The sequence below is a fragment of the Nocardia sp. bgisy118 genome, from assembly GCF_057708605.1.
This window is the reverse complement of sequence record NZ_JBYISM010000036.1, coordinates 71,911-92,200: the sequence shown is the minus strand read 5'-3', so window position 1 is coordinate 92,200 and position 20,290 is coordinate 71,911. Positions and strand designations below refer to the sequence as shown.

Genomic DNA, 20,290 nt, shown 5'->3' with positions numbered 1-20,290 from the left:
CACCGCGGTCGACACCGACCCCAAGTCCGTCCCGATCGACGGCTCGTTCCACACGCTCACCCCGAAGAGCACCGTCCCCGCGACGGTCAATATCGGCGACGGCCAGGAGGTCGGCATCGCCGCGCCGATCATCCTCCAGTTCAAGTCCCCGGTGACGAACAAGGCGGAGGTGGAGAAGGCGCTGACCGTCACCACCGATCCGGCCACCGAGGGCGCATGGGCCTGGTTCCCCGACGACAACGGCGGCTCGCGATTGCATTGGCGGCCGAAGCAGTACTGGACGCCCGGCACCACCGTGCACGTCGCGGCCAAGTTCTACGGACTGGACCTGGGCGGCGGCCACTACGGCTACTCCGACCTCACCTCGGATTTCCGCATCGGCCGCAGCCAGATCGTCGAGGCCAACGCGCCGAGCCATCGCATGCGCGTGGTGCGCGACGGGCAGACCGTCTTCGATTTCGCGGTGAGCTACGGCGAGGGCAACGAGGCGCGCAATGTGACGCGCTCGGGCGTCCACGTGGTCACCGAGAAGTACGAGGATTTCCTGATGTCGAATCCGCCGTATTACACCAACGTCAGGGAACGGTGGGCGGTGCGCATCTCCAACAACGGCGAATTCATCCACGCCAACCCGGAATCCCTGTCGGCGCAGGGCTCGGCGAACGTCACCAACGGCTGCATCAACCTCTCGCCCGCCGACGCCCAGGCGTATTTCCCGACCGCGCTCTACGGCGACCCGGTCGAGGTCACCGGCACCTCGATCGCTCTCTCCGCCGCCGACGGCGACCTCTACGACTGGACCATCGACTGGGCCACCTGGAAGACGATGTCCGCGCTGGACGGTTCCGCGGCCCCGGTCGTCTCCGCGACGCCGGTCACGCCGGGTCCGCCGCGGTAGGCGCACCTCCGGCCGGGATCGTCCCTACCGCTGCGAGCTGCCGACGGTGGGGTCGACCCGGTCGAGCTTCGCCAGCGTTTCGGCGTTCTGCGTGGCGCGGGCGTCGGCGCTCTGCTTGGCGAGCAGGTCGCGGATCTCGATGAGCAGTTCGATTTCGGTGGGCTCGGCGGCCTTGGTGGTGCCGAACCGGTTCTTCAGGGTCTTCATCGGCAGGATGAGCACGAAGTAGAGGACCGCGGCGATCATCACGAAGTCGATGATCGCGGTGACGATCGGGCCGACGGCGATGAACGTCGCGGGCTTGCTCGGCACCAGGTGGAAGCCGAGGCCGAGTTCGTTGGCGTTGCCGAGAACGGCGAGCAACGGGTTGACGACGCCCTTGGTCACCGCGGTCACCACCGCCGTGAACGCGGTGCCCATCACGACCGCCACGGCGAGATCGATGACATTGCCGCGCATCAGGAACTCTCTGAAGCCCTTGAGCATGAGTCGAACAACTCCAATCTGGTGTAGTCGAATTTCAGAAAAACCATCCGATGCTAACCGCGACTCCGCAACTCGGCGAATTCACAGCAAACGATCTTGTGGATGATTTCCGGCAATAAGGACACCATCGAGCCGTCGGTCGTGCGCCCTGGACTCGTCCGCCCGCAGCATCGGCGGGCCCGCCGCCGCGCGCGGCGAGCGAGCGGCTCAGGAACGCCGCGCGAATCGTCCCGGATCGGCCTGATCCCGCGGCTTCACGATGATCTGGTCCAGATTCACGTGCGGCGGCCGTGAGGCGACGAACCCCACGATCTCGGCGATATCCGCGGCGACCAGCGGATCGATCCCCTCGTACACCTTCGCCGCCCGCTCGGCGTCGCCATCGAAACGCACCAGCGAGAACTCGGTCTCCACCGCGCCGGGCGCGATCTCGGTGAGCCGCACCGGCTGGCCGAGCAGCTCGCCGCGCAGGGTGCGGTGCAGCACGGCCTGGGCGTGCTTGGCCGAGGTGTAACCGGAACCGTTGTCGTAGGTGTGGAACGCGGCGACCGAGGTGATGGTGACGATCAGGCCGTCGCCGGACGCGATCAGCTTGGGCAGCAACGCCTTCGTGACGCGCAGCGTGCCCAGCACGTTGGTCTCCCACATCCAGCGCCAGTCGTCGAGATCGGCCTCGCTCACCGGCGCAAGGCCTTTCGCGCCGCCCGCGTTGTTGACCAGCACGTCGACCGTCGGCACCGCGTCGGTGAACGCCGCGACGGACTCCTCCGAGGTGACGTCGAGTTCCATTGCCGTGCCGCCGATTTCGTCGGCGAGAGCCTTCAGTCTGTCGAGCCTGCGCGCGCCGACGTACACGTGGTAGCCCTGTGCCGCGAGTTCCCGCGCGGTGGCTTCCCCGATGCCCGAACTGGCTCCCGTGACGACGGCGGTGCGATTGCTCATGGGGGCGATCTTATGTGCGGAGTGTTTGCGGGTGCCGCGCGCTGTCGCGCGGATCACCCCGCGCGGATCGTCGGCGCGCGCCCTTACGCTGGGTGCCATGGCACTTCGGGAAGCGGTCAGCGCGGACGGCACCACCATCGTTTATCGGGTCGACGGCCCCTCCGACGGGCGGCCCCTCGTCCTGGTCCACGGCTGGTCGGCGAGCCTGCGCTGCTGGGGCGGCGCGGCCGACGATCTGGCCGGCCGCTTCCGGGTGATCGCGGTCGATCTGCGCGGTCACGGCTATTCCGGCGTCCCGGAGATCGGCTACGACGACCCCAAGAACTGGGCCGCCGACCTCGCCGCGGTGCTCGCGGCCGAGGGGATCGCGTCCGGCGCGGTGCTGCTCGGCTGGTCCTACGGCGGCATCGTGATCAGCGACTACCTCACCGCCTACGGCACGGGCGCGGTGGCGGGCGTGGTGTTCACCGGCTCGATGGCCAACATCGGCCGCGACGTGCCCGGCGCGGCCACCGGAACGGCCATGCAGCAGGCCATCCCCGGCGTCTTCGAGACCAGCGCGGGCCGCGCCACCAGGGCCTTCGCCGTGTTCGGCAACGCCAATACCGGTCCGGGTCCGGACAAGGGCGTGGACGCCCAGCGGCTCTTCGGCATCAGCCTGTCCACCCCGCCCTCGGTGCGCAAGGCGCTGTTCTACCGTTCCGTCGACAACACCGAAACCCTTCGCGCCCTGGACATTCCGGTGCTCGTGCTGCACGGCGAAGCGGACCCGGTGGTGCCCGTCGAGAACGGCCGCTACATCGCGGAGAACACCCCGCACGCGCGCACCTCGTTCTGGCCGGATGCGCAACACGGTCTGTTCATCGAGGACCGCCCGCGCTTCGTCGCCGAAGTCACCGAGTTCGCCGACAGCCTGTAGCCCTTCGGTACGCACATACATTCGAATCGCAGGTCAACGCGTTCGGCGAGCCCACCGGCTCGCGGTGTGTGATGACTCTCACTTGGCCGGTAGGCGGCGTCGGGAGCGGTTAGCCACCGTGCACTATGGATGGTGTGAGTCAACGTGCAGACCTACGGCCGAATCGGATAGCCGTGCTGTCGGTGCACACCTCACCGCTCGCGCAACCGGGCACCGGCGACGCGGGCGGCATGAACGTCTATGTGCTGCAAACGGCTCTTCAGCTGGCACGACGCGGGACCGAGGTCGAGATCTTCACCCGCGCCACCTCCTCGAACGTGCCTCCGGTACAGGAGGCGGGACCGGGCGTGCTGGTACGCAATGTGGTGGCGGGCCCGTTCGAGGGGCTCGACAAGCACGACCTGCCCACTCAGCTGTGCCCGTTCACCGCGGAGGTGCTGCGTCAGGAGGCGCGCCACCAGCCCGGCCACTACGACCTGGTGCACTCGCACTACTGGCTGTCCGGTCAGGTCGGCTGGCTGGCCAGGGATCGCTGGCGGGTGCCGCTGGTGTTCACCGCGCACACCTTGGCCGCGGTGAAGAACGCCGCGCTCGCCGAGGGCGACTGCCCCGAGCCCGCCACCCGCGAGATCGGCGAGAAACAGGTCATCGCCGAGGCCGACCGTATGGTCGCCAACACCGCCGAAGAGGCGCGTCAGCTCGTCGAGCTCTACAGCGCCGACGCCGAACGCATCGACGTGGTGCCGCCAGGCGCCGACCTGGCCCGCTACCGTCCCGGCGACAAGGCCGCGGCCCGCGCCGAGCTCGGCTTGGCCGCCGACGAGAAGATCGTCGCGTTCGTCGGCCGCATCCAACCGCTCAAGGCGCCCGACGTGCTCGTGCGCGCCGCCGCCGAGTTACTGCGCACCGATCCCGCCCGCAACCTGCGTGTGCTGATCGTCGGCGGGCCGTCCGGCTCCGGCCTCGAGCGTCCCGACGCGCTGATCGAGCTCGCCGCCGAACTCGGCATCACCGACCGCGTGACCTTCCTGCCGCCGCAGCCGCCGGACCGGCTCGTCCAGGTGTACCGCGCCGCCGACCTGGTCGCTGTGCCCAGCTACAACGAGTCCTTCGGCCTGGTCGCCATCGAGGCGCAGGCCACTGGCACACCGGTGCTCGCCGCCGACGTGGGCGGTCTCGGCACCGCCGTCCGGCATGGCGAGACCGGACTGCTGGTGGCCGGTCACCGCATCCCGGACTGGGCCGCCGCGCTCGGCACGCTGCTGGACGAGCCGCGCCGGCTGCGTGCGATGCGCGACCGTGCGGTCGAGCACGCCGCGAACTTCTCCTGGGAGCACACCGCCGACGGTCTGCTCGCCAGCTACGCCGCCGCACTGTCCGATTTCGGCGCGGGCGAGTCCGGCGGCGCCCGGCCGACGGTGCTCGACGGCCCGCTCGCGACGGAACGCACTAGCCTGTCCGGTGCCACGCTCCTCGGCGAGGGCGGACAGGTCAGATCGCGGGCGCTGTGGCGGCGCAGGATGGGAGTGCACCGATGACCGATACCCAGGCCACCGCGCGGCTGATCGACGAGACACTGCGGGACCGGGAGATCGAGTACACCCGCCCGAGCGAGGACGTCTTCGTCGTCGTCCTGCCCGGTGAGCGCAAACTGAAGACGACGCTGATGCTCACCGTCGGCAAACACGGCGTGCGCGTCGAATCCTTCGTCTGCCGCAAGCCCGACGAGAACTTCGAGGGCGTCTACAAATTCCTGCTCCGCCGCAACCGCCGCCTCTACGGCGTGGCCTACACGCTGGACCGGGTCGGCGACATCTACCTGGTCGGCCGCATCGCCACGCACGCCGTCACCGAGGACGAGCTCGATCGCATCTTCGGCCAGGTGCTCGAGGCGGCCGACGCCGACTTCAACGTGCTACTGGAACTCGGCTTCGCGGAATCCATTCGGAAGGAATGGAAGTGGCGGGTCTCCCGCGGCGAGTCACTGAAGAACCTGCGCGCGTTCGAGCACCTGGTGGAATCCTCCGAGAACTCCTGACCGCCCGCACCCGATTGGGGTCCGGCAGCCACTCGGCGGTGAGCCCGATGGTGCGCGGCAACCTTCTGACGCGAGCTGGCGATGCCCGCCGATCCAAGCCTGACGGTGCCTCGCGCTGCCAGATGCTGACTGCCTGATGATGCGCCGACCGTTGGGCGCGAAGCCTGGCGGTGCGCACTGGGCGCTGGACAACTAGGCCGCCGGACGCGGAATCCGACGGTGCCCGTTGAGCGCTGAGCGTGCCCCCGCCAAGCCTGATCGTGCCCATCGCCCGCCCAGTGTTGGGGCTGGAGATGCTGGCCGGCCGCGCTGGGAGGTGAGAATGATGGTGCTCGCCGAAGGGTTGGCTGTGCTCGCCGAGCGCGCGAAGGCTGCGGTTGATGATTGCCTGCCGCGTACTCAGTCCCGATGGTGTCTGGGAACCGCTGGGCGCCAGGCCTGGTGGTGTTCGACTGCCGACTGCCGACTGCCGACTGCCGACTGCCGACTGCCGACTGCCGACTGCCGTGGCTGATGATTGCGTGTCGCGTGCTGAGTTCGATGACGTCCGGCTACCGCTGGGCGCGAGGTCCGATGGTGTGCCGGATGTGGAGGCTGATGATGCTCGACTACCGCCGGATGGGGAGGCCGATGGTGTTCGTCAACCGCCGGGCGTGGAGACCGATGGTGCCGGTCGGCCGTCGGGCAACTACCGTTGGCGACCGCACAGCAAGATCATTCGGCACCGGACCGTCGCGCCATCGCGGCGGTCCGGTGGCGTTGGGAAGTGGGGGTTTCAGATGACCGTTCTCGCATTGGACATCGGCGCGACCAAGATCGCGGTCGGATTGGTGGGGGCCGACGGGATGACGCACGAGGTCGGCCGCATCCAGGTGCCGCCGACCGGCGTGTGGGACGCGGTGCGCGGGCTGCTGCTCGCGGCGGCCAACGGGTCCGATATCGACCTCGTCGGCATCGGCGCGTGCGGTCCGGTGGACGCGCCCGCGGGCATCACCACCCCGCTCAACATTCCGGAGTGGCGCGACGGATTCGCGCTGGTGCCCGCGGTGCAGGAAGTGTTCCCGGACGCCTCGGTGCGCTTCGCCATCGACGGCGTGTGCCTCGCGCTGGCCGAGCGGCATTTCGGCGCGGCGCGGGAGACGCCGGACGCGCTGGCCATGACGGTGTCCTCCGGCATCGGCGGCGGCGTCGTCGTGGGTGGCATGGTCGCGGTCGGGCACACCGGCAATGCCGGTCACATCGGCCACATGATCGTCCCGGGGTCGACCGATCCCTGCGCCTGCGGCGGCGTCGGCTGCGTGGAGGCGGTGGCCAGCGGCCCGTCCTCGGTGCGGTGGGCGCGCGAGCGCGGCTGGGAGGGCAACACCGGCGTGGAGCTGGCCGTCGACGCCCAGGCGGGGGACCGGATCGCCAAGGCGGCGCTGCGGCGCGCGGGAATCGCGCTGGGACAGGTGATCTCGTCGGCGGCCGCGCTGCTCGACGTGGACCTGGTCGTCGTCGGCGGCGGTTTCGCCCAGTCCGGCGAGCCACTGTGGCGACCGTTACAGGAGGCGCTCGGCGCGCACGCCCGCATCGACTTTCTCCGCGACCTGCGCGTGGTCCCTTCGGAATTGGGCGATCAGGCCACCTTGGTCGGCGCCGGACTGCTCACCGCCCTCGCTCCGGCACCCTGACCAGGGCTCGGGCGCGAAGGCCGCGCGTGGCAGGATGACCGTCATGACGTACACCCTCGTGCTGCTGCGCCACGGCGAGAGCGAATGGAATGCCCTGAATCTGTTCACCGGCTGGGTGGACGTGCACCTGACCGACAAGGGCATCGCCGAGGGCAAGCGCGCGGGCGAGCTGCTCGCCGAGCACGGCATCCTGCCCGACATCGTCTACACCTCGGTGCTGCGTCGTGCCATCTCCACCGCGAATATCGCGCTGGACGCGGCCGACCGGCACTGGATTCCGGTGGTGCGCGACTGGCGGCTCAACGAGCGTCACTACGGCGAGCTGCAGGGCAAGAACAAGGCGCAGATCCGCGAGAAGTACGGCGACGAGCAGTTCATGCTGTGGCGTCGCAGCTACGACACCCCGCCGCCGCCGATCGACCCGGCCAACGAGTACAGCCAGGAAGGCGACCCGCGCTACGCGGGCATCGAGGTGCCCAAGACCGAGTGCCTGCTCGACGTGGTGAACCGGATGGTCCCGTACTGGGAGTCGACCATCTCCAAGGAGCTGCTCACCGGTAAGACCGTGCTGGTCGCCGCGCACGGCAACTCGCTGCGCGCGCTGGTCAAGCACCTGGACCAGATCTCCGACGACGACATCGCAGGCCTGAACATCCCGACCGGCATCCCGCTGCGCTACGAGCTGGACGAGAACCTGCGTCCGGTGCGTCCGCGCGAGTACCTGGACCCGGAGGCCGCCGCGGCGGGCGCGGCCGCCGTCGCGAGCCAGGGCGGTAAGTAGTACGAAACCGAGAATGCGCCGCGGTCGGTAATCGACCGCGGCGCATTTGTCGTTCGGCGGGCGGTCGATCCGGGCGCCGCCATGCCTGTGTTCTCGGCGAGAATCGCCACGCTTCGGCCCGCTCTCCGGCGTGTACATGCGCGCGGCCGCGGCCGATGCGGTAAACCTTCATTCCGGCGCAGGGATCTCGCGAAGACCCACATACCCAGTGGCTATCGCGTGCTGTCAGGCATATGTGAATTGCGATTCCATCAGCTCGCCGTGAATCCGGGAGTTCTTACCGACTGGTAAGTTGTGTATGCTTCCGGACGTTCGACCAGTCCGAGAGGTGGATCACGTCCGATGAAGTACGCGTTACGGGCCACAGTCGCGGCGCTCGCCGCCGCCGTGCTCGTTCCTTTCCTCGCCACTGGCGCGACCGCCGCGCCCGCCGCGACCGGTCCCGACGGCGGCGCCGCCGGAGCGGCGTGGACCGCGACGGAGGACGGCGCCCAGCAGTACCCGAACGTGCACATCGAATGGGATGTGCCGGTCACGATGAGCGATGGGACGGTGCTGAAGGGCAACGTCTACCGGCCCGCCGACGCCTCCGGACGACCGATCGACGCGCCGACGCCGACCATCGTCAACTTGACGCCCTACACCAAGCTGGTGTCGAACCTCGCCGACCACGCGCAGTCCGTTCCGGTGCTGTCCGACGCGCTGCTCGAGCTGTTCCGGCAGATCGATTTCAGCGGCACCCCGCTGTCCGGCGTCACCGACCTCACCAAGGCTTTCGGCGGCGGCGAACTGCGCAACTTCACGGTGGACCGCCAGCTGATCAAGAGCGGGTACTCGCAGGTCGTCGTCGACGTGCGCGGCACCGGCTTCTCGCAGGGCGAGTGGGACATGCTCCGCGCCCGGGAGCAGCAGGACACCCTCGAGGTCATCGACTGGGCCTCGCGCCAGCCGTGGTCGGACGGCAAGGTCGGCATGAACGGCATCTCCTACTCGGGCATCAACCAGGTGCAGGCCGCGGCGCAGCAGCCGCCCGCGCTGAAGGCGATCTTCCCGGTGGTGCCGGGCAGCGACCTGGTCAACGACGTGCTCGCGCCCGGCGGCGGCTTCGGCTTCAACTTCATCCCGCTGTGGCTCACCGCGATCAACACCCTCAAGTGGGCGCCGGATCTCCAGTCCATCGTGAACGGCCAGTTCGACTGGGAATGGCTCGCCGATCGAGCCGCCTCCCCGCTCACCTTCATGGACGTGTTCCTGAACGCCTACACCGCAACGCGTTTCGAGGACGCCGACCCGCGCCTGCTCGGCCTGCTCAGCCACAACAGCCCCGAACGCGGCGACTACGTCAGCGATCCCAGGCAGATCCAGGTGCCGACCTTCGTCGTCGGCGGCTGGCACGACCTGTTCACCTACTCGGAATCCCAGATCTACAACGAGATTCCGCTGCCCGCTGGTCAGAAGCAGCTGCTGATGGGCAACACCTATCACGTGAACTCCGGCAACGAGTACGGCAAGCCGGGCCTGCCGCCGCGGCTGGACGTGTTGCAGCGCGCGTGGTTCGACAAGTGGCTCAAGGGCATCGACAACGGCATCGACAGCTACGGCCCGGTCACCCTGCGTCAGCAGGGCGGCGGCTGGGTCACCCAGAACGGTTTCGGCGCGTCGGCCGTCGGCGAGGCCGCCGCGCAGCACCGCCGCATGTACCTGTCCGCGGAGCCCAGCGGCACCGCGCGCAGCGTCTACGATGGCTCGCTCACCGGCGACGCGAACGCCGACACCGCGCGGCTGACGGTCGGGCCCGGCCTGACCACCGTGTGCTCCAACGATGCCGCGCAGGGCAGCGCGGGCATCCTGTCGATCATCGACGGCTGTGCCAAGGATTCCCGTATCGCGGAGTTGAACGCGCTCACCTTCACCAGCGCGCCGGTGGCCGACACGACCACCATCTCCGGCCCGATCGCGGTGCGGCTCAACACCGTTCAGGACGCGGCCGACGGCTACTGGACGGTGACCGTCAACGACGTCGCGCCCGACGGCCAGTCGACCGTGCTCACCTCGGGTCAGCTGATGGCCTCGCTGCGGCAGGTGGACGAGGCCAACAGCACCCGCTCGGCCAACGGCGACTACACCGACCCGCGGCCGTTCACCTCGCTGGAGACCAGGCAGCCGACCGTGCCGGGTGAGGCCGCCACGCTGGACATCACGCTCAGCGCCACCGAGGCGGTTCTACAGCCGGGCCACCGCCTGCGGGTGGACGTGTTCGCGGGGAACTTCCCCAAGGGCCTGCCGGTCCTGCCGATGCTGCTCGACACGGAGTTGAAGCCGCAGCACGTGCAGCTGGACCCGGAGCGCCCGAGCTTCGTGAACATTCCGGTACGCGGCAATCACGGTTGGTGAATCCCGTCTCCCGAGGGGCGTCTTCGAAACAGAAGGTGCCTCACCAGGCGTCTGCCTCCCATCAATCGCGCGCGGCAAACGCGGCGGCGAGCGGTGGGAGCATCGCCCGGCTGTCGTGCCCGGCGAACCAGAGCCCGACCGTCAGAACCGAAGCGGCCTCCAAGTACCGAGCCCGATGCAACCCACCCGCCGGAAACGGCCGCAGCTTCAGGTCCTCGGCCAAACCGGCGACGAGGCGCACGGCATCCGGGTCGTCGCCGCAGACGGGAACGGAGAGCGGGCTGCCCTCGAAAGCGCGCTCCTGCGCCGCCCACACTTCGGCCGCGCAGATGTTGAAGGCTTTCACCACGTGTGCCGTGGGGACGGTGGCGGCGATGCGTTCGGCCACCGCGTCCTCGCCGAGGACGAAATTCATCGTGCCGTCGGGTGCGGCGGCGTCGGGCTCGAAGGCGTTGGTGCAGTCGATGAGGACGCGGCCGTCGAGGCCGGTGGATCGGAGGACGGCGTCCAGCGCGTCGACCGGAACCGCGAGCAGCACCGCCTCCCCGAACCCGGCCGCCTCGTCGATGCTCCCGCCTTGTGCGCCGTGACCAACTGCGTCGGCCAGTTCGACAGCCCCTTCGCTGCGCCGCGCGCCGAAGCGGACCTCGTGCCCGGCCGCGGCCCAGCCGCCGCCGAGCGCCCGCGCCATCGCGCCCGTCCCGATGATTCCGATTCGCATTGTGAACTCCTCGTTGTCGAATGTGGTTCTGACGGTAGAGAGTTCGATAGGCACCTCCGGGTGCCCAACGGCGGTGCCATGCTGAACACATGACCGCGTCACCCGCCGACACCGGCAGCGCGAACGCCGGACCGATGTCCCGCGCAGCAATGGCACCGCAGCCGGAAGGCGCTGCCCAGTCCCCGCTGACCCGGTTCCACGACCCGGACCCCACAACAGCGCATGAACCCGTGGCGAGCGTTCCGATGCCGAACGAGGCGGAACCGGTCCGGATCGACTACCCGCCCTACGGCGACTACGAATCGGACTGCCCCGCGCGGATGGGCGTCGACCTGTTCGGCAACTCCTGGCTGCCGGTGATCGTCTACATGCTGAGGGACGGGCCGATGCGTCCCAGCGAGCTGCGCACCGCGATCGGCGGGATCAGTCAGAAGATGCTCACGCAGACCCTGCGCCGGATGGAGCAACTCACGCTGGTGCGCCGCCGCCGCTACGCCGAAGCGCCGCCGCGCGTCGAGTACGAACTCACGGTGGCGGGCCACGATCTGCTCGGGCCGATCTACGCGCTCGGCGAGTGGGTCGACAAGCACGGCAGGGCGGTGAACGCGGCCCTCGCGGGGGAGGGGGATTGACCGCCGCCATCGATCTCGTCCACCGGCCGGGGCTGATCTTGCTCGCGGCGACGCGCGACGCCACCCCTAGTCGGAACAATGCGTAAACACACGGCTAACGGCCCTGGAATGCCCTATGACCTGCATGAAACTTCGTGAACCCGGCGTTGGTCGGTCGGTTGGCGACCGTACGATTCAAGTGTGAGTGTTCCGCAGGTCGTGTTGTTGGCAGTTCTTGCGGCTGTCGTCGGCCTGGCAGTCGGTGGGCTGCTGATTCCGTACGTGAACGCCCGTCAGGCCGCCCGTCGGCAGGCCGATTCCGGGCTGACCATGTCGCAGGTGCTCGACCTGATCGTGCTCGCCTCCGAGAGCGGCATCGCGGTGGTCGACCAGTACCGCGACGTGGTGCTCGTGAACCCGCGCGCCGAGGAACTCGGCCTGGTCCGCAACCGCCTGCTCGACGAACGCGCGTGGGCCGCGGTGGAGAAGGTGCTCGGCAGCGGGGAGTCCGCCGAATTCGACCTGACCGCGAAGAACCCGATGCCGGGCCGCAGCAGGATCGCGGTGCGCGGGGTGGCACGGCCGCTCTCGCTGGAGGAGACCGGTTTCACCGTGCTGTTCGCCGACGACGATTCCGAGCAGGCCCGCATGGAGGCCACCCGGCGCGATTTCGTCGCGAACGTCAGTCACGAGCTCAAGACCCCCGTCGGTGCGATGAGCCTGCTCGCCGAGGCGCTGCTGGAATCCGCCGACGATCCCGAGGCGGTGCGCCACTTCGGCGAACGCGTGCTCGGCGAATCCCGCCGCCTCGGCAAGATGGTGACCGAGCTGATCGCGCTCTCGCGACTACAGGGCGCGGAGAAGCTGCCTGAACTCGAGGTCGTCGACGTCGACACCGTCGTCATGCAGGCGGTGGACCGCTCGCGCACCGCGGCCGAGGCGGCGGGCATCACCGTCAGCACCGATCGGCCGAGCGGGCTCGAGGTCCTCGGCGACGAGACGCTGCTCGTCACCGCATTGTCCAACCTGGTGGAGAACGCGATCGCCTACTCGCCGACCGGTTCGCACGTCTCGGTGAGCCGGTCGCTGCGCGGCGACCATGTCGCCATGGCGGTCACCGACCGCGGCATCGGCATACCGAAGGAAGACCAGGAGCGGGTGTTCGAACGGTTCTTCCGTTCCGACAAGGCGCGTTCGCGCGCCACCGGTGGTACCGGCCTGGGGCTCGCTATCGTCAAGCACGTGGCGGCCAACCACAACGGTGAGATCACCCTGTGGAGCAAGCTGGGCACCGGGTCGACGTTCACCCTGCGAATACCCGCCCACCTCGAGACCGACAGCGACGAGGAAGCCGAAGGCCCCGTGGTGAGCACGAAGGAAACCGGCCCGCGCCCCCAGGGGACGGGCAGACCGAATGGTGTGGAGGCACGCAGATGACGAGTGTTCTGATCGTCGAGGATGAGGAGTCGCTGGCCGATCCGCTCGCGTTCCTGCTGCGCAAGGAGGGCTTCGAGGTCACCGTGGTGGGCGACGGCCCGTCCGCGCTCGCCGAATTCGACCGCTCCGGTGCCGACATCGTCCTGCTGGACCTGATGCTGCCGGGTATGAGCGGCACCGACGTGTGCAAGCAGCTGCGCACCCGCAGCGGCGTGCCGGTCATCATGGTGACCGCGCGGGACAGCGAGATCGACAAGGTGGTCGGCCTGGAACTGGGCGCCGACGACTACGTCACCAAGCCGTACTCGGCGCGTGAACTCATCGCGCGCATCCGCGCGGTGCTGCGCCGCGGTTCTGGCGAAGAGCTCGAAGGCGGTAGCGAGAACGGCGTGCTGGAGGCCGGTCCGGTCCGGATGGACGTGGACCGCCACACCGTGCTGGTCAACGGCAAGCCGGTGACGTTGCCGCTCAAGGAATTCGATCTGCTCGAGTACCTGCTGCGCAACTCCGGCCGGGTGCTGACCCGCGGCCAGCTGATCGACCGGGTCTGGGGCGCCGACTACGTGGGCGACACCAAGACCCTCGACGTGCACGTCAAGCGGCTGCGCTCGAAGATCGAGGCCGATCCGGCCAAGCCCGAGCACCTGGTGACCGTGCGCGGTCTCGGGTACAAGCTCGAGGCCTGAGCGCCGAGACAGCGAACGGACCCCGGTTCCACGTCCTCACCCCGAGCGCGGAACCGGGGCCCGTTCATGCTGTGTGCGTAGCGAGCCCCCTGAAGGCGTACCTCCGCCTTCGCTCCGGCCGTGCGCGGTCTGGTGGCGGACGTTGTCCGGCAACGTCTGCGGACGTTGTCCGGCAACGTCTTCGATGCGTACCGCCGCCGCACTGGCAGTCGGCGGATCTTGCCCGGACGGCGTCCGATCGGCGGACGCCGTCTGCGGCGTTTCCTACGGGAGGTAGACCCAGGTCGGGCCGATGCCGGGAACGTCGGTCTTGCGCAGCGTGATCCAGCCGAGATCGTCTTCCTGCATGCAGTCGTAGAGCGGGACGCTGGTGCCGTTGCCGCGGCAGGCGATGGTGCGGCCGGTGCCGTAGGGGCTCATGATGACGTTCTTGCCCTCTTTCGCGGCATTCACCGCGGACGGATCGGTCGCGGGCACGAAAGTGGCGGTGAAGTCCGAGAATTTGGTCGGATCCGCGTCGGGCTCGGCGTGGGCGCCGCCGGCCATGGCCATGGTCGCGCCGATGACGAGGGTTGCGAGGGTGAGCGCTTTCTTCATGAACCGAGATCAAACCCGAAATGGGTGACGCGCGCATGGCGAACAGATGACCTGCCGGGTGTGCTCGGCTCACCCGCGCTGGTCAGGGGAGTGTGCAGACCGCGAAGTCACGGTCTGCACACCGAGTCTTTCAGCTGCTGCCGAGCAGTCCGCCGAGCAACTTGCCCGCGCTGCCGGTGCCGCTGAGGGAGGAGCTGCCCGAACTTCCGGTGCCGCCGCTGCTCGCCTTGGACACCTCGACCACGATGGACTTGGTGGTGCCGCCCTGCTCGACGGTGATGATGTGCTGGCCGGGCGTGCTCGGCTTCCATTCGATGGTCGCGCTGCCCGGCGGCCACGGAACCTTTGGCCCGCCGATGAATTCGCCGTTGTCGCTGAAGTAGACCAGCAGGCCGCCGGACGCGCCGCCGACCTCGGCTGTGATGGTGTATGTGGTGCCGACCTTGTGGTCGCTGCCCTCGACCGAGACCGACTGCACGGCCGCATACGCCGACGGCGCCGCGAGCACGGTGACGGCGGCGGCGGCCAACGCGGTGAGTCCGGCGCCCGCCCCGCGCCGGATGATGCTGAGTGATGTCATGGTGCTCCTCCTGTGCCGACCATGTCGATCGACTGGACCCTACTCTTTGAAGCGGAGATATTTCAGATTTCGGCGTGAGTTCGGCCGCGCCGAAATGCGTTCGGAAGAACCGGGACTCAGCGTCCGAACAGGCTGCCGAGCAGCTTGCCCGCGCTGCCCGTTCCCGCACTGCCGGTGCCCCCGCCCGGATTTCCGGGATCTCCGGGGTCGCCCGGGTCGCCCGGGTCGCTCGGGTCGGTCACCTGCACGACGATGGTCTTGGTGCTGCCGCCCTGCGAGGCCGTGATCAGGTGCTGCCCCGGCGTTTTCGGCGTCCAGCTGACGGAGGATTCGCCGACCGGCCACGGCACCTTCGGGCCGGTGATCTGATCGCCGTTGTCCGACCAATAGACAAGCAGGCCGATGCCCGCGCCGCTGAGCTCGGCGCGCAGCGTGTAGGTGGTGTCGATGGTGTGGTCGGTGCCCGACACGGTGATCGAGTCGACGGTGGCGTGCGCCTGCGGCGCCGCGAAGACGGCGACGGCCGTCGCCGCGGCGAAGCCCGCGAGTCCGGTGCCGATCCGGCGCCCGACCAGGCCTGGCGTGGTGATACTCATGGTGTTCTCCTGTGCTGCCCACTGGATGTGGGCCTCCGCACAGTAAGCGACCGAATGTGTGAAATGTTGGCGTTTCGCAAAACTGGACAAGCGTCCGCTAGGGCGTGCGGCGTGGAGGGCTAGGCCGTGCCGTGTGCTCGCTGCTCGGCGTTGCGCTGCGCGTGCACCGTCGCGGGATGGACCGCGATCAGGCCGAGTCCCTCCCTGCGCTTGCAGTGCCTGGCCAGCTCGTCGTAGGCGGGTTCGCCGAGCAGTTCTTTCAGCTCGGGCGCGTAGGACTGCCAGACCGGCCGCGCGCCCACGTGCGCGTCGGGCGAACCGGAGCAGTACCAGTCCAGGTCGAGGCCGCCGGGACCCCAACCGCGCCGGTCGTATTCGGTGATCACCGTGCGCAGGATCTGCACGCCGTCGGGACGGTCGACCCATTCCTGAGTGCGCCGGATCGGCAGCTGCCAGCAGACGTCCGGCTTCACGGTGTGCGGCTCGATGCCGCGGCGCAGCGCCATGGTGTGCAGCGCGCAGCCGACGCCGCCTTCGAAGCCGGGGCGGTTCAGGAAGATGCACGCGCCGTCGAAGCGCCGGGTGCGTAGCGCGGGTTCGTCCTCGAGCTCGTCGAGCTCCAGGTAGCCCTTCTTGGTCACCTTGCCCTTGGCGTTCTCGGCCTCGCGCATCAGCTGCCAGTCGTCCGGTGTGAGCAGTTTCACAGCGTTACGCAAACGCTCCTGGTCGTCCTCGTCGGAGAGGAACGCGCCGTGTGAACAGCAGCCGTCGTCCGGGCGACCGGCGATGATGCCTTGGCAGGCGGGCGTCCCGAAGACGCAGGTCCACCGGGACAGCAGCCAGGTCATATCGGCGACGATCAGGTGCTCGTCATTTGCTGGATCGACGAACTCGATCCATTCGCGCGGGAAATCGAGATCGACCTCCGGCGCGGGGTCGATCTTCGCCGCTGGTCGGGGCGGGGTCTGGCTGCTTGCGGTTGCGCCTACCGTCACACCTGCAGACGCTAACAGTTCGATCGCCTGGCCTGAAGTGCTGGTCGACCCAGTACCGTGTTCATGTGCGGCTTGGGGTACTCGATGTCGGAAGCAATACCGTTCACCTGCTCGTGGTGGACGCGCACCGTGGCGGCCATCCGATGCCGATGAGCTCGACGAAGGCCACGCTCCGGCTGTCGGAGAACCTGGACGACGCGGGCCGGATCACCGTCCAGGGCGCCGAGCGGCTCATCAAGACCGTGGCCGAATTCGCCAGCATCGCCGAGACATCCCGCTGCGTGGAGCTGATGCCGTTCGCCACCTCCGCGCTGCGCGAGGCCGCCAACTCCGAAGAGGTGCTGGCCAGGGTGCGCGCCGAGACGGGCGTCGAGCTGCGGGTGCTCACCGGCGTCGACGAGGCCCGGCTGACCTTCCTCGCGGTGCGCCGCTGGTACGGCTGGAGCGCGGGCCGCATCCTCAACCTCGATATCGGCGGCGGCTCACTGGAGATGAGCAACGGCGGCGACGAGGAGCCCGACGTCGCGCTCTCGCTGCAACTCGGGGCGGGCAGGCTCACCAGGGAGTGGCTGCGCGAGGATCCGCCGGGCAAACGCCGGGTCGCGGTACTGCGCGACTGGCTCGACGCCGAACTCGTCACCCCCGCCAAACAGCTGATCGAGGCGGGCAGGCCCGATCTCGCCGTCGGCACGTCGAAGACATTCCGATCGCTGGCCAGACTGACCGGAGCGGCGCCCTCCGCGGCGGGCACCCGGGTGCGTCGTACACTCACCAGCTCAGGTCTGCGCCAACTGATTGCCTTCATCTCGCGGATGACGGCGTCGGACCGTGCAGAATTGGAAGGCGTAAGTTCCGATCGGTCACAGCAATTGGTGGCTGGCGCATTGGTCGCGGAGGCGAGTATGCGGGCGCTGTCGCTGGATACCCTCGAGATTTGTCCGTGGGCACTGCGAGAAGGGCTGATCCTGCGCAAACTGGATACCGATATGAACGGTGGACCCGAAGCATCGCGTTCGACGGGCCCGGCGGCCGAACCAGGCAAGCCGGCGCCCGGCGGTGACGCGCTCGCCGGTCCGATCGGAACGGTGTCGTCATGAACGAACGCAGTGAGCCGAGCGCCAGCGAGGCGCAGGCATGAGCGAACGCAGTGAGCGAATCATGTGCCAGCGCGCATCGCGCATGCCGGAACCGAGCGTCAGCGAGGTGCAGGTATGAGTGATGAATCCAAGCAGCTATCGGTCGCCGAACTGCTGGCTCGCAACGGGCAGCAGGGCGCGTCGTCCGGCGGTGGCCGGCGCAGGCGCGGTGGCCGCGGCATCTCCGTCGCCGAGCTGACGGGCGACCTTCCGGTCATCCGTGACGGCGGCAGCCACTCCGCGCACGCCGCACCCGACGACGAGGTGGCCGAAGCGCCCGCGCACGAACCGTCGTCGTTCGAGCCCGCCTCCGACGCGCCTGCATCTTACGAGCCGACCGCTTTCGAGCCCCCGGCTTTCGAACCCGCTGCGCCGGAGCCGATGTCGTTCGCCGCTCCGGATCCCGTCGCGGAGCTGCCGAACCATTCCCCGATGTCCGGCCCGATCACCAGGTACGACCCGCTGGCTCCCTACCGGGAAGCGACGTCCTATCCCGAGCCGGCCCCCTACCCGGCGGCACCGTCCTACCCCGAGCCGACGCCCTACCCGGCGACGCCGTCCTACTCGGATCCGCCGCCCGGACGCTCCAACCTGGTCATGCCCGGACGCGACATGTCCCCGGGCTCCCGGCACAGCGCGCCGGACCCGCTGGCGGCCGGGTCGCCGTACGGCGCCGACGCACTGGCCGAGGCGCCGGCTCCGAAGCGCAGCGGACGCAGACGCAAACCGGACCCGGACGAAGACTCCACCATCGTGGTCGGCCCGCCGCTGCGCGATCCGGTCGACTTCGACATTCCGCGCAACGGACGCCCCGCGCTCGACGAGCCAGGGACCCGCGGCGGCGACAGGCAGGATCGCGGTGGCCGCGGCGGCCGGGCCGCGCGGCGCAGGGCCGCCGAGGCCGAGGAGACCGGTCCGTCGACCGCGGCGTGGGCGCCCCCGTCGAACGGGTTCGCCCCCGACTCCGCGCCCCTGCCGCTCTCGCCGCTGCCCGACCGCGGCAAGCCGTCGGGGCGCGCGCCGAGCCAGGAGCCGCGCGAGGAGCAGCGAAGATCTCCTCGCTCCGAGGGCGGGGTGCCCTCGTGGTCGGCGCGGCGGCACAAGCCGGAGCCGCAGAAGACCGATTCCGAACCCGGGTCCGGCGGTATCCCGACGGCCGCGTGGTCGCTGGCCAGCCAGGATCAGCAGCTGGTCTCCGGCTCGACGGTGGCGGGCGATCTGCTGCGCGACGGCGTGGAGCGCGCCGGACGCGCGGGCGCCGGTCGCGGTCGGTCGCGCGGCGGTCGCGCCGCGGTCGCGCTCGACGAGGGCCTGACCGATGTGCACGACCCGTTCCTGCTCGACGACGAGGAGGACGACGAGGACGAGCCGCAGGCGCGTGCCGCGGCGCCGGCCAAGCGGCCGTCGACGCGCCGCTCCCGCACCGCGCGCAAGGCCGAGTACGACGCCAACCGCAAGCAGTGGATGGTTCTCGGCGGGCAGAGTACCGGCGCCGCGGTCGCCGGAATGTTGCTGTTCAAAGGTTTCGAGCGGATGTGGGAGATGCTCCCCTGGGTGGCGCTGGCCCTGGCGATGATCGTGATCCTCGGTCTGGTGGCCCTGGTTCGGATCCTGCGCCGGACCGACGACATCCTCAGCACGGTGATCGCCGTCGTTGTGGGCATCTTCGTCACGCTGGGACCGCTAGCCTTTCTTCTCAGTACGAACTGAGTAGGGAGCGCGGCTGTGGGGACCATCGGGCAGGCGGAGAACACTCGGATCGGAAGCGCGGTCGGGGGACCGGCGCCCGATCAGACCGGCGATCCGGCGGCCGGCGCGCCGGGCGGATCGTCCGGGGCGCCGGGCCGCGACATCCTGGTCGGCCTCTCCAGCGCCTCGGTCTACCCGCAGAACACCGAGGCGGCCTTCCGGTACGCGGCCGAGCTGGGCTACGACGGCGTGGAGCTGATGGTGTGGGCCGAGCCCGCCAGCCAGAGCATCGCCACCGTGCAGAGCTACGTCCGCAAGTACGACGTTCCGGTACTCGCGGTGCACGCGCCGTGCCTGCTGATCTCCCAGCGCGTGTGGGGCGCGGACCCGGTGGCCAAGCTGGAGCGCAGCGTGCGGACCGCCGAGGCGCTCGGCGCGGCGACCGTGGTGGTGCATCCGCCGTTCCGCTGGCAGCGGCGCTACGCGGAGGGCTTCGCCGAGCAGGTCGCCGAGCTGGAGGAGCACAGCCCGGTCGTCGTCGCGGTGGAGAACATGTTCCCGATGCGCGCGGATTCGCTGTTCGGCCGTGGCGCGAGTTCGGCGAAGCGGCTGGAGCGGCGCGGCGGCCCTGGCTGGGGCCTGACCGCCTTCAGCCCGTCCTACGACCCGACCGATACCGGCTTCCGGCACTACACCCTCGACCTCTCGCACACCGCGACCGCGGGCGCCGATCCGCTCGCGCTGGCCGCCAGGATGGGACAGGGCCTCGCCCACCTGCACCTGGCCGACGGCCGCGGCGCGGCCCATGACGAACATCTGGTGCCCGGCGACGGCACCCAGCCCTGCGCCGAACTGTGCGCGCAGCTGGTGAGCACCGGCTTCTCCGGGCACGCCGTCGCCGAGATCAACACCCAGAACGCCCGCACCACCGCCCATCGCGCCGCGATGCTGCACCGCACGCTGGCCTTCGCCCGGCTGCATCTGAACGGCGTGGCCCCCACGCCCGCGTCGGCCTCCGCGCACGCGAATCAGCTCTGACGCGCTTCCGCGTCCGCCCGGTGTGAGATCGATCCAGCCCGCTCCCGGGAATGCCGTCCCAGCGATCAAGGGT

General features: G+C 69.4%; 20 protein-coding genes. 13 read left to right on the top strand and 7 right to left on the bottom strand.

Features of this window, described 5'->3' with window-relative positions; translation table 11 throughout:
* On the top strand, nucleotides 1–898 hold an 898-nt coding region (locus AC3EO7_RS33215), incomplete at its 5' end, for a L,D-transpeptidase (protein WP_435593354.1).
* Between the two features lie 24 nt (nucleotides 899–922).
* Here AC3EO7_RS33215 and mscL read toward each other — a convergent pair.
* Together mscL and AC3EO7_RS33205 are read right to left on the bottom strand one after the other, a co-directional pair.
* Entirely contained in the window at nucleotides 923–1,384 is a 462-nt protein-coding gene (gene mscL / locus AC3EO7_RS33210) for a large conductance mechanosensitive channel protein MscL (RefSeq protein ID WP_431966965.1), read from the bottom strand.
* A 207-nt stretch (nucleotides 1,385–1,591) separates the two neighbouring features.
* Complete coding sequence (locus tag AC3EO7_RS33205; protein ID WP_431966963.1) at nucleotides 1,592–2,326, bottom strand: SDR family NAD(P)-dependent oxidoreductase; 735 nt, start codon at nucleotides 2,324–2,326, stop codon at nucleotides 1,592–1,594.
* A gap of 97 nt (nucleotides 2,327–2,423) precedes the next feature.
* On the opposite strand from AC3EO7_RS33205, the gene AC3EO7_RS33200 reads away from it, so the two are divergent.
* The 6 genes from AC3EO7_RS33200 to AC3EO7_RS33175 all read left to right on the top strand — a co-directional run bounded on the left by AC3EO7_RS33200 (nucleotide 2,424) and on the right by AC3EO7_RS33175 (nucleotide 10,131).
* Nucleotides 2,424–3,245 carry an alpha/beta fold hydrolase gene (locus AC3EO7_RS33200; RefSeq protein ID WP_431966961.1) on the top strand — a complete coding sequence of 274 codons (822 nt, stop codon included), beginning with the start codon at nucleotides 2,424–2,426 and terminating at the stop codon, nucleotides 3,243–3,245.
* A gap of 125 nt (nucleotides 3,246–3,370) precedes the next feature.
* A complete protein-coding gene (mshA, locus tag AC3EO7_RS33195) occupies nucleotides 3,371–4,783 on the top strand; it encodes a D-inositol-3-phosphate glycosyltransferase (RefSeq protein ID WP_431966959.1) in 1,413 nt (470 codons plus the stop codon).
* Nucleotides 4,780–5,283 carry a type III secretion system chaperone family protein gene (locus tag AC3EO7_RS33190; protein ID WP_431966957.1) on the top strand — a complete coding sequence of 168 codons (504 nt, stop codon included), beginning with the start codon at nucleotides 4,780–4,782 and terminating at the stop codon, nucleotides 5,281–5,283. The genes mshA and AC3EO7_RS33190 overlap by 4 nt, the downstream gene beginning before the upstream one ends.
* 779 nt (nucleotides 5,284–6,062) lie before the next feature.
* On the top strand, nucleotides 6,063–6,956 hold the full coding sequence (locus AC3EO7_RS33185; protein WP_431966955.1) for an ROK family protein: 894 nt from the start codon (nucleotides 6,063–6,065) through the stop codon (nucleotides 6,954–6,956).
* 43 nt (nucleotides 6,957–6,999) lie between these two features.
* Nucleotides 7,000–7,737, top strand: coding sequence for a phosphoglyceromutase (locus AC3EO7_RS33180; protein WP_431966953.1), 738 nt, complete (start codon nucleotides 7,000–7,002; stop codon nucleotides 7,735–7,737).
* A gap of 342 nt (nucleotides 7,738–8,079) precedes the next feature.
* Complete coding sequence (locus tag AC3EO7_RS33175) at nucleotides 8,080–10,131, top strand: CocE/NonD family hydrolase (protein WP_431966951.1); 2,052 nt, start codon at nucleotides 8,080–8,082, stop codon at nucleotides 10,129–10,131.
* A 61-nt stretch (nucleotides 10,132–10,192) separates the two neighbouring features.
* Here AC3EO7_RS33175 and AC3EO7_RS33170 read toward each other — a convergent pair whose 3' ends face one another.
* Complete coding sequence (locus AC3EO7_RS33170; protein ID WP_435593353.1) at nucleotides 10,193–10,852, bottom strand: NADPH-dependent F420 reductase; 660 nt, start codon at nucleotides 10,850–10,852, stop codon at nucleotides 10,193–10,195.
* 89 nt (nucleotides 10,853–10,941) lie between these two features.
* Here AC3EO7_RS33170 and AC3EO7_RS33165 point away from each other — a divergent pair, with 89 nt between their 5' ends.
* The 3 genes from AC3EO7_RS33165 to AC3EO7_RS33155 all read left to right on the top strand — a co-directional run bounded on the left by AC3EO7_RS33165 (nucleotide 10,942) and on the right by AC3EO7_RS33155 (nucleotide 13,586).
* Nucleotides 10,942–11,484 (top strand): winged helix-turn-helix transcriptional regulator, encoded by a 543-nt coding sequence (locus AC3EO7_RS33165; protein ID WP_431966947.1) that lies wholly within the window; start codon nucleotides 10,942–10,944, stop codon nucleotides 11,482–11,484.
* Between the two features lie 180 nt (nucleotides 11,485–11,664).
* Nucleotides 11,665–12,900 carry a sensor histidine kinase gene (locus AC3EO7_RS33160; protein WP_431966945.1) on the top strand — a complete coding sequence of 412 codons (1,236 nt, stop codon included), beginning with the start codon at nucleotides 11,665–11,667 and terminating at the stop codon, nucleotides 12,898–12,900.
* Nucleotides 12,897–13,586, top strand: a complete 690-nt coding sequence (locus tag AC3EO7_RS33155; RefSeq protein ID WP_431958626.1) for a winged helix-turn-helix domain-containing protein — start codon at nucleotides 12,897–12,899, stop codon at nucleotides 13,584–13,586. Before AC3EO7_RS33160 ends, AC3EO7_RS33155 begins: the two co-directional genes overlap by 4 nt.
* A gap of 264 nt (nucleotides 13,587–13,850) precedes the next feature.
* Here AC3EO7_RS33155 and AC3EO7_RS33150 read toward each other — a convergent pair whose 3' ends face one another.
* From AC3EO7_RS33150 to AC3EO7_RS33135, 4 genes are all read right to left on the bottom strand, one after another.
* Entirely contained in the window at nucleotides 13,851–14,183 is a 333-nt protein-coding gene (locus AC3EO7_RS33150) for a hypothetical protein (protein ID WP_431966943.1), read from the bottom strand.
* Between the two features lie 130 nt (nucleotides 14,184–14,313).
* Nucleotides 14,314–14,763 carry a hypothetical protein gene (locus AC3EO7_RS33145; RefSeq protein WP_435593352.1) on the bottom strand — a complete coding sequence of 150 codons (450 nt, stop codon included), beginning with the start codon at nucleotides 14,761–14,763 and terminating at the stop codon, nucleotides 14,314–14,316.
* Between the two features lie 116 nt (nucleotides 14,764–14,879).
* The gene (locus AC3EO7_RS33140; protein WP_435593351.1) at nucleotides 14,880–15,359 is read right to left on the bottom strand and encodes a hypothetical protein; all 480 of its coding nucleotides are present in this window, start codon (nucleotides 15,357–15,359) and stop codon (nucleotides 14,880–14,882) included.
* A 119-nt stretch (nucleotides 15,360–15,478) separates the two neighbouring features.
* Nucleotides 15,479–16,354, bottom strand: a complete 876-nt coding sequence (locus AC3EO7_RS33135; RefSeq protein ID WP_435593350.1) for a DUF3109 family protein — start codon at nucleotides 16,352–16,354, stop codon at nucleotides 15,479–15,481.
* A 65-nt stretch (nucleotides 16,355–16,419) separates the two neighbouring features.
* Here AC3EO7_RS33135 and AC3EO7_RS33130 point away from each other — a divergent pair, with 65 nt between their 5' ends.
* From AC3EO7_RS33130 to AC3EO7_RS33120, 3 genes are all read left to right on the top strand, one after another.
* Nucleotides 16,420–17,451, top strand: a complete 1,032-nt coding sequence (locus AC3EO7_RS33130) for a Ppx/GppA family phosphatase (protein WP_431966935.1) — start codon at nucleotides 16,420–16,422, stop codon at nucleotides 17,449–17,451.
* A 114-nt stretch (nucleotides 17,452–17,565) separates the two neighbouring features.
* Nucleotides 17,566–19,200, top strand: coding sequence for a hypothetical protein (locus AC3EO7_RS33125; RefSeq protein WP_435593349.1), 1,635 nt, complete (start codon nucleotides 17,566–17,568; stop codon nucleotides 19,198–19,200).
* Between the two features lie 141 nt (nucleotides 19,201–19,341).
* Nucleotides 19,342–20,217 (top strand): sugar phosphate isomerase/epimerase family protein, encoded by an 876-nt coding sequence (locus tag AC3EO7_RS33120; protein WP_431967420.1) that lies wholly within the window; start codon nucleotides 19,342–19,344, stop codon nucleotides 20,215–20,217.
* The last annotated feature ends 73 nt before the right edge of the window (nucleotides 20,218–20,290 follow it).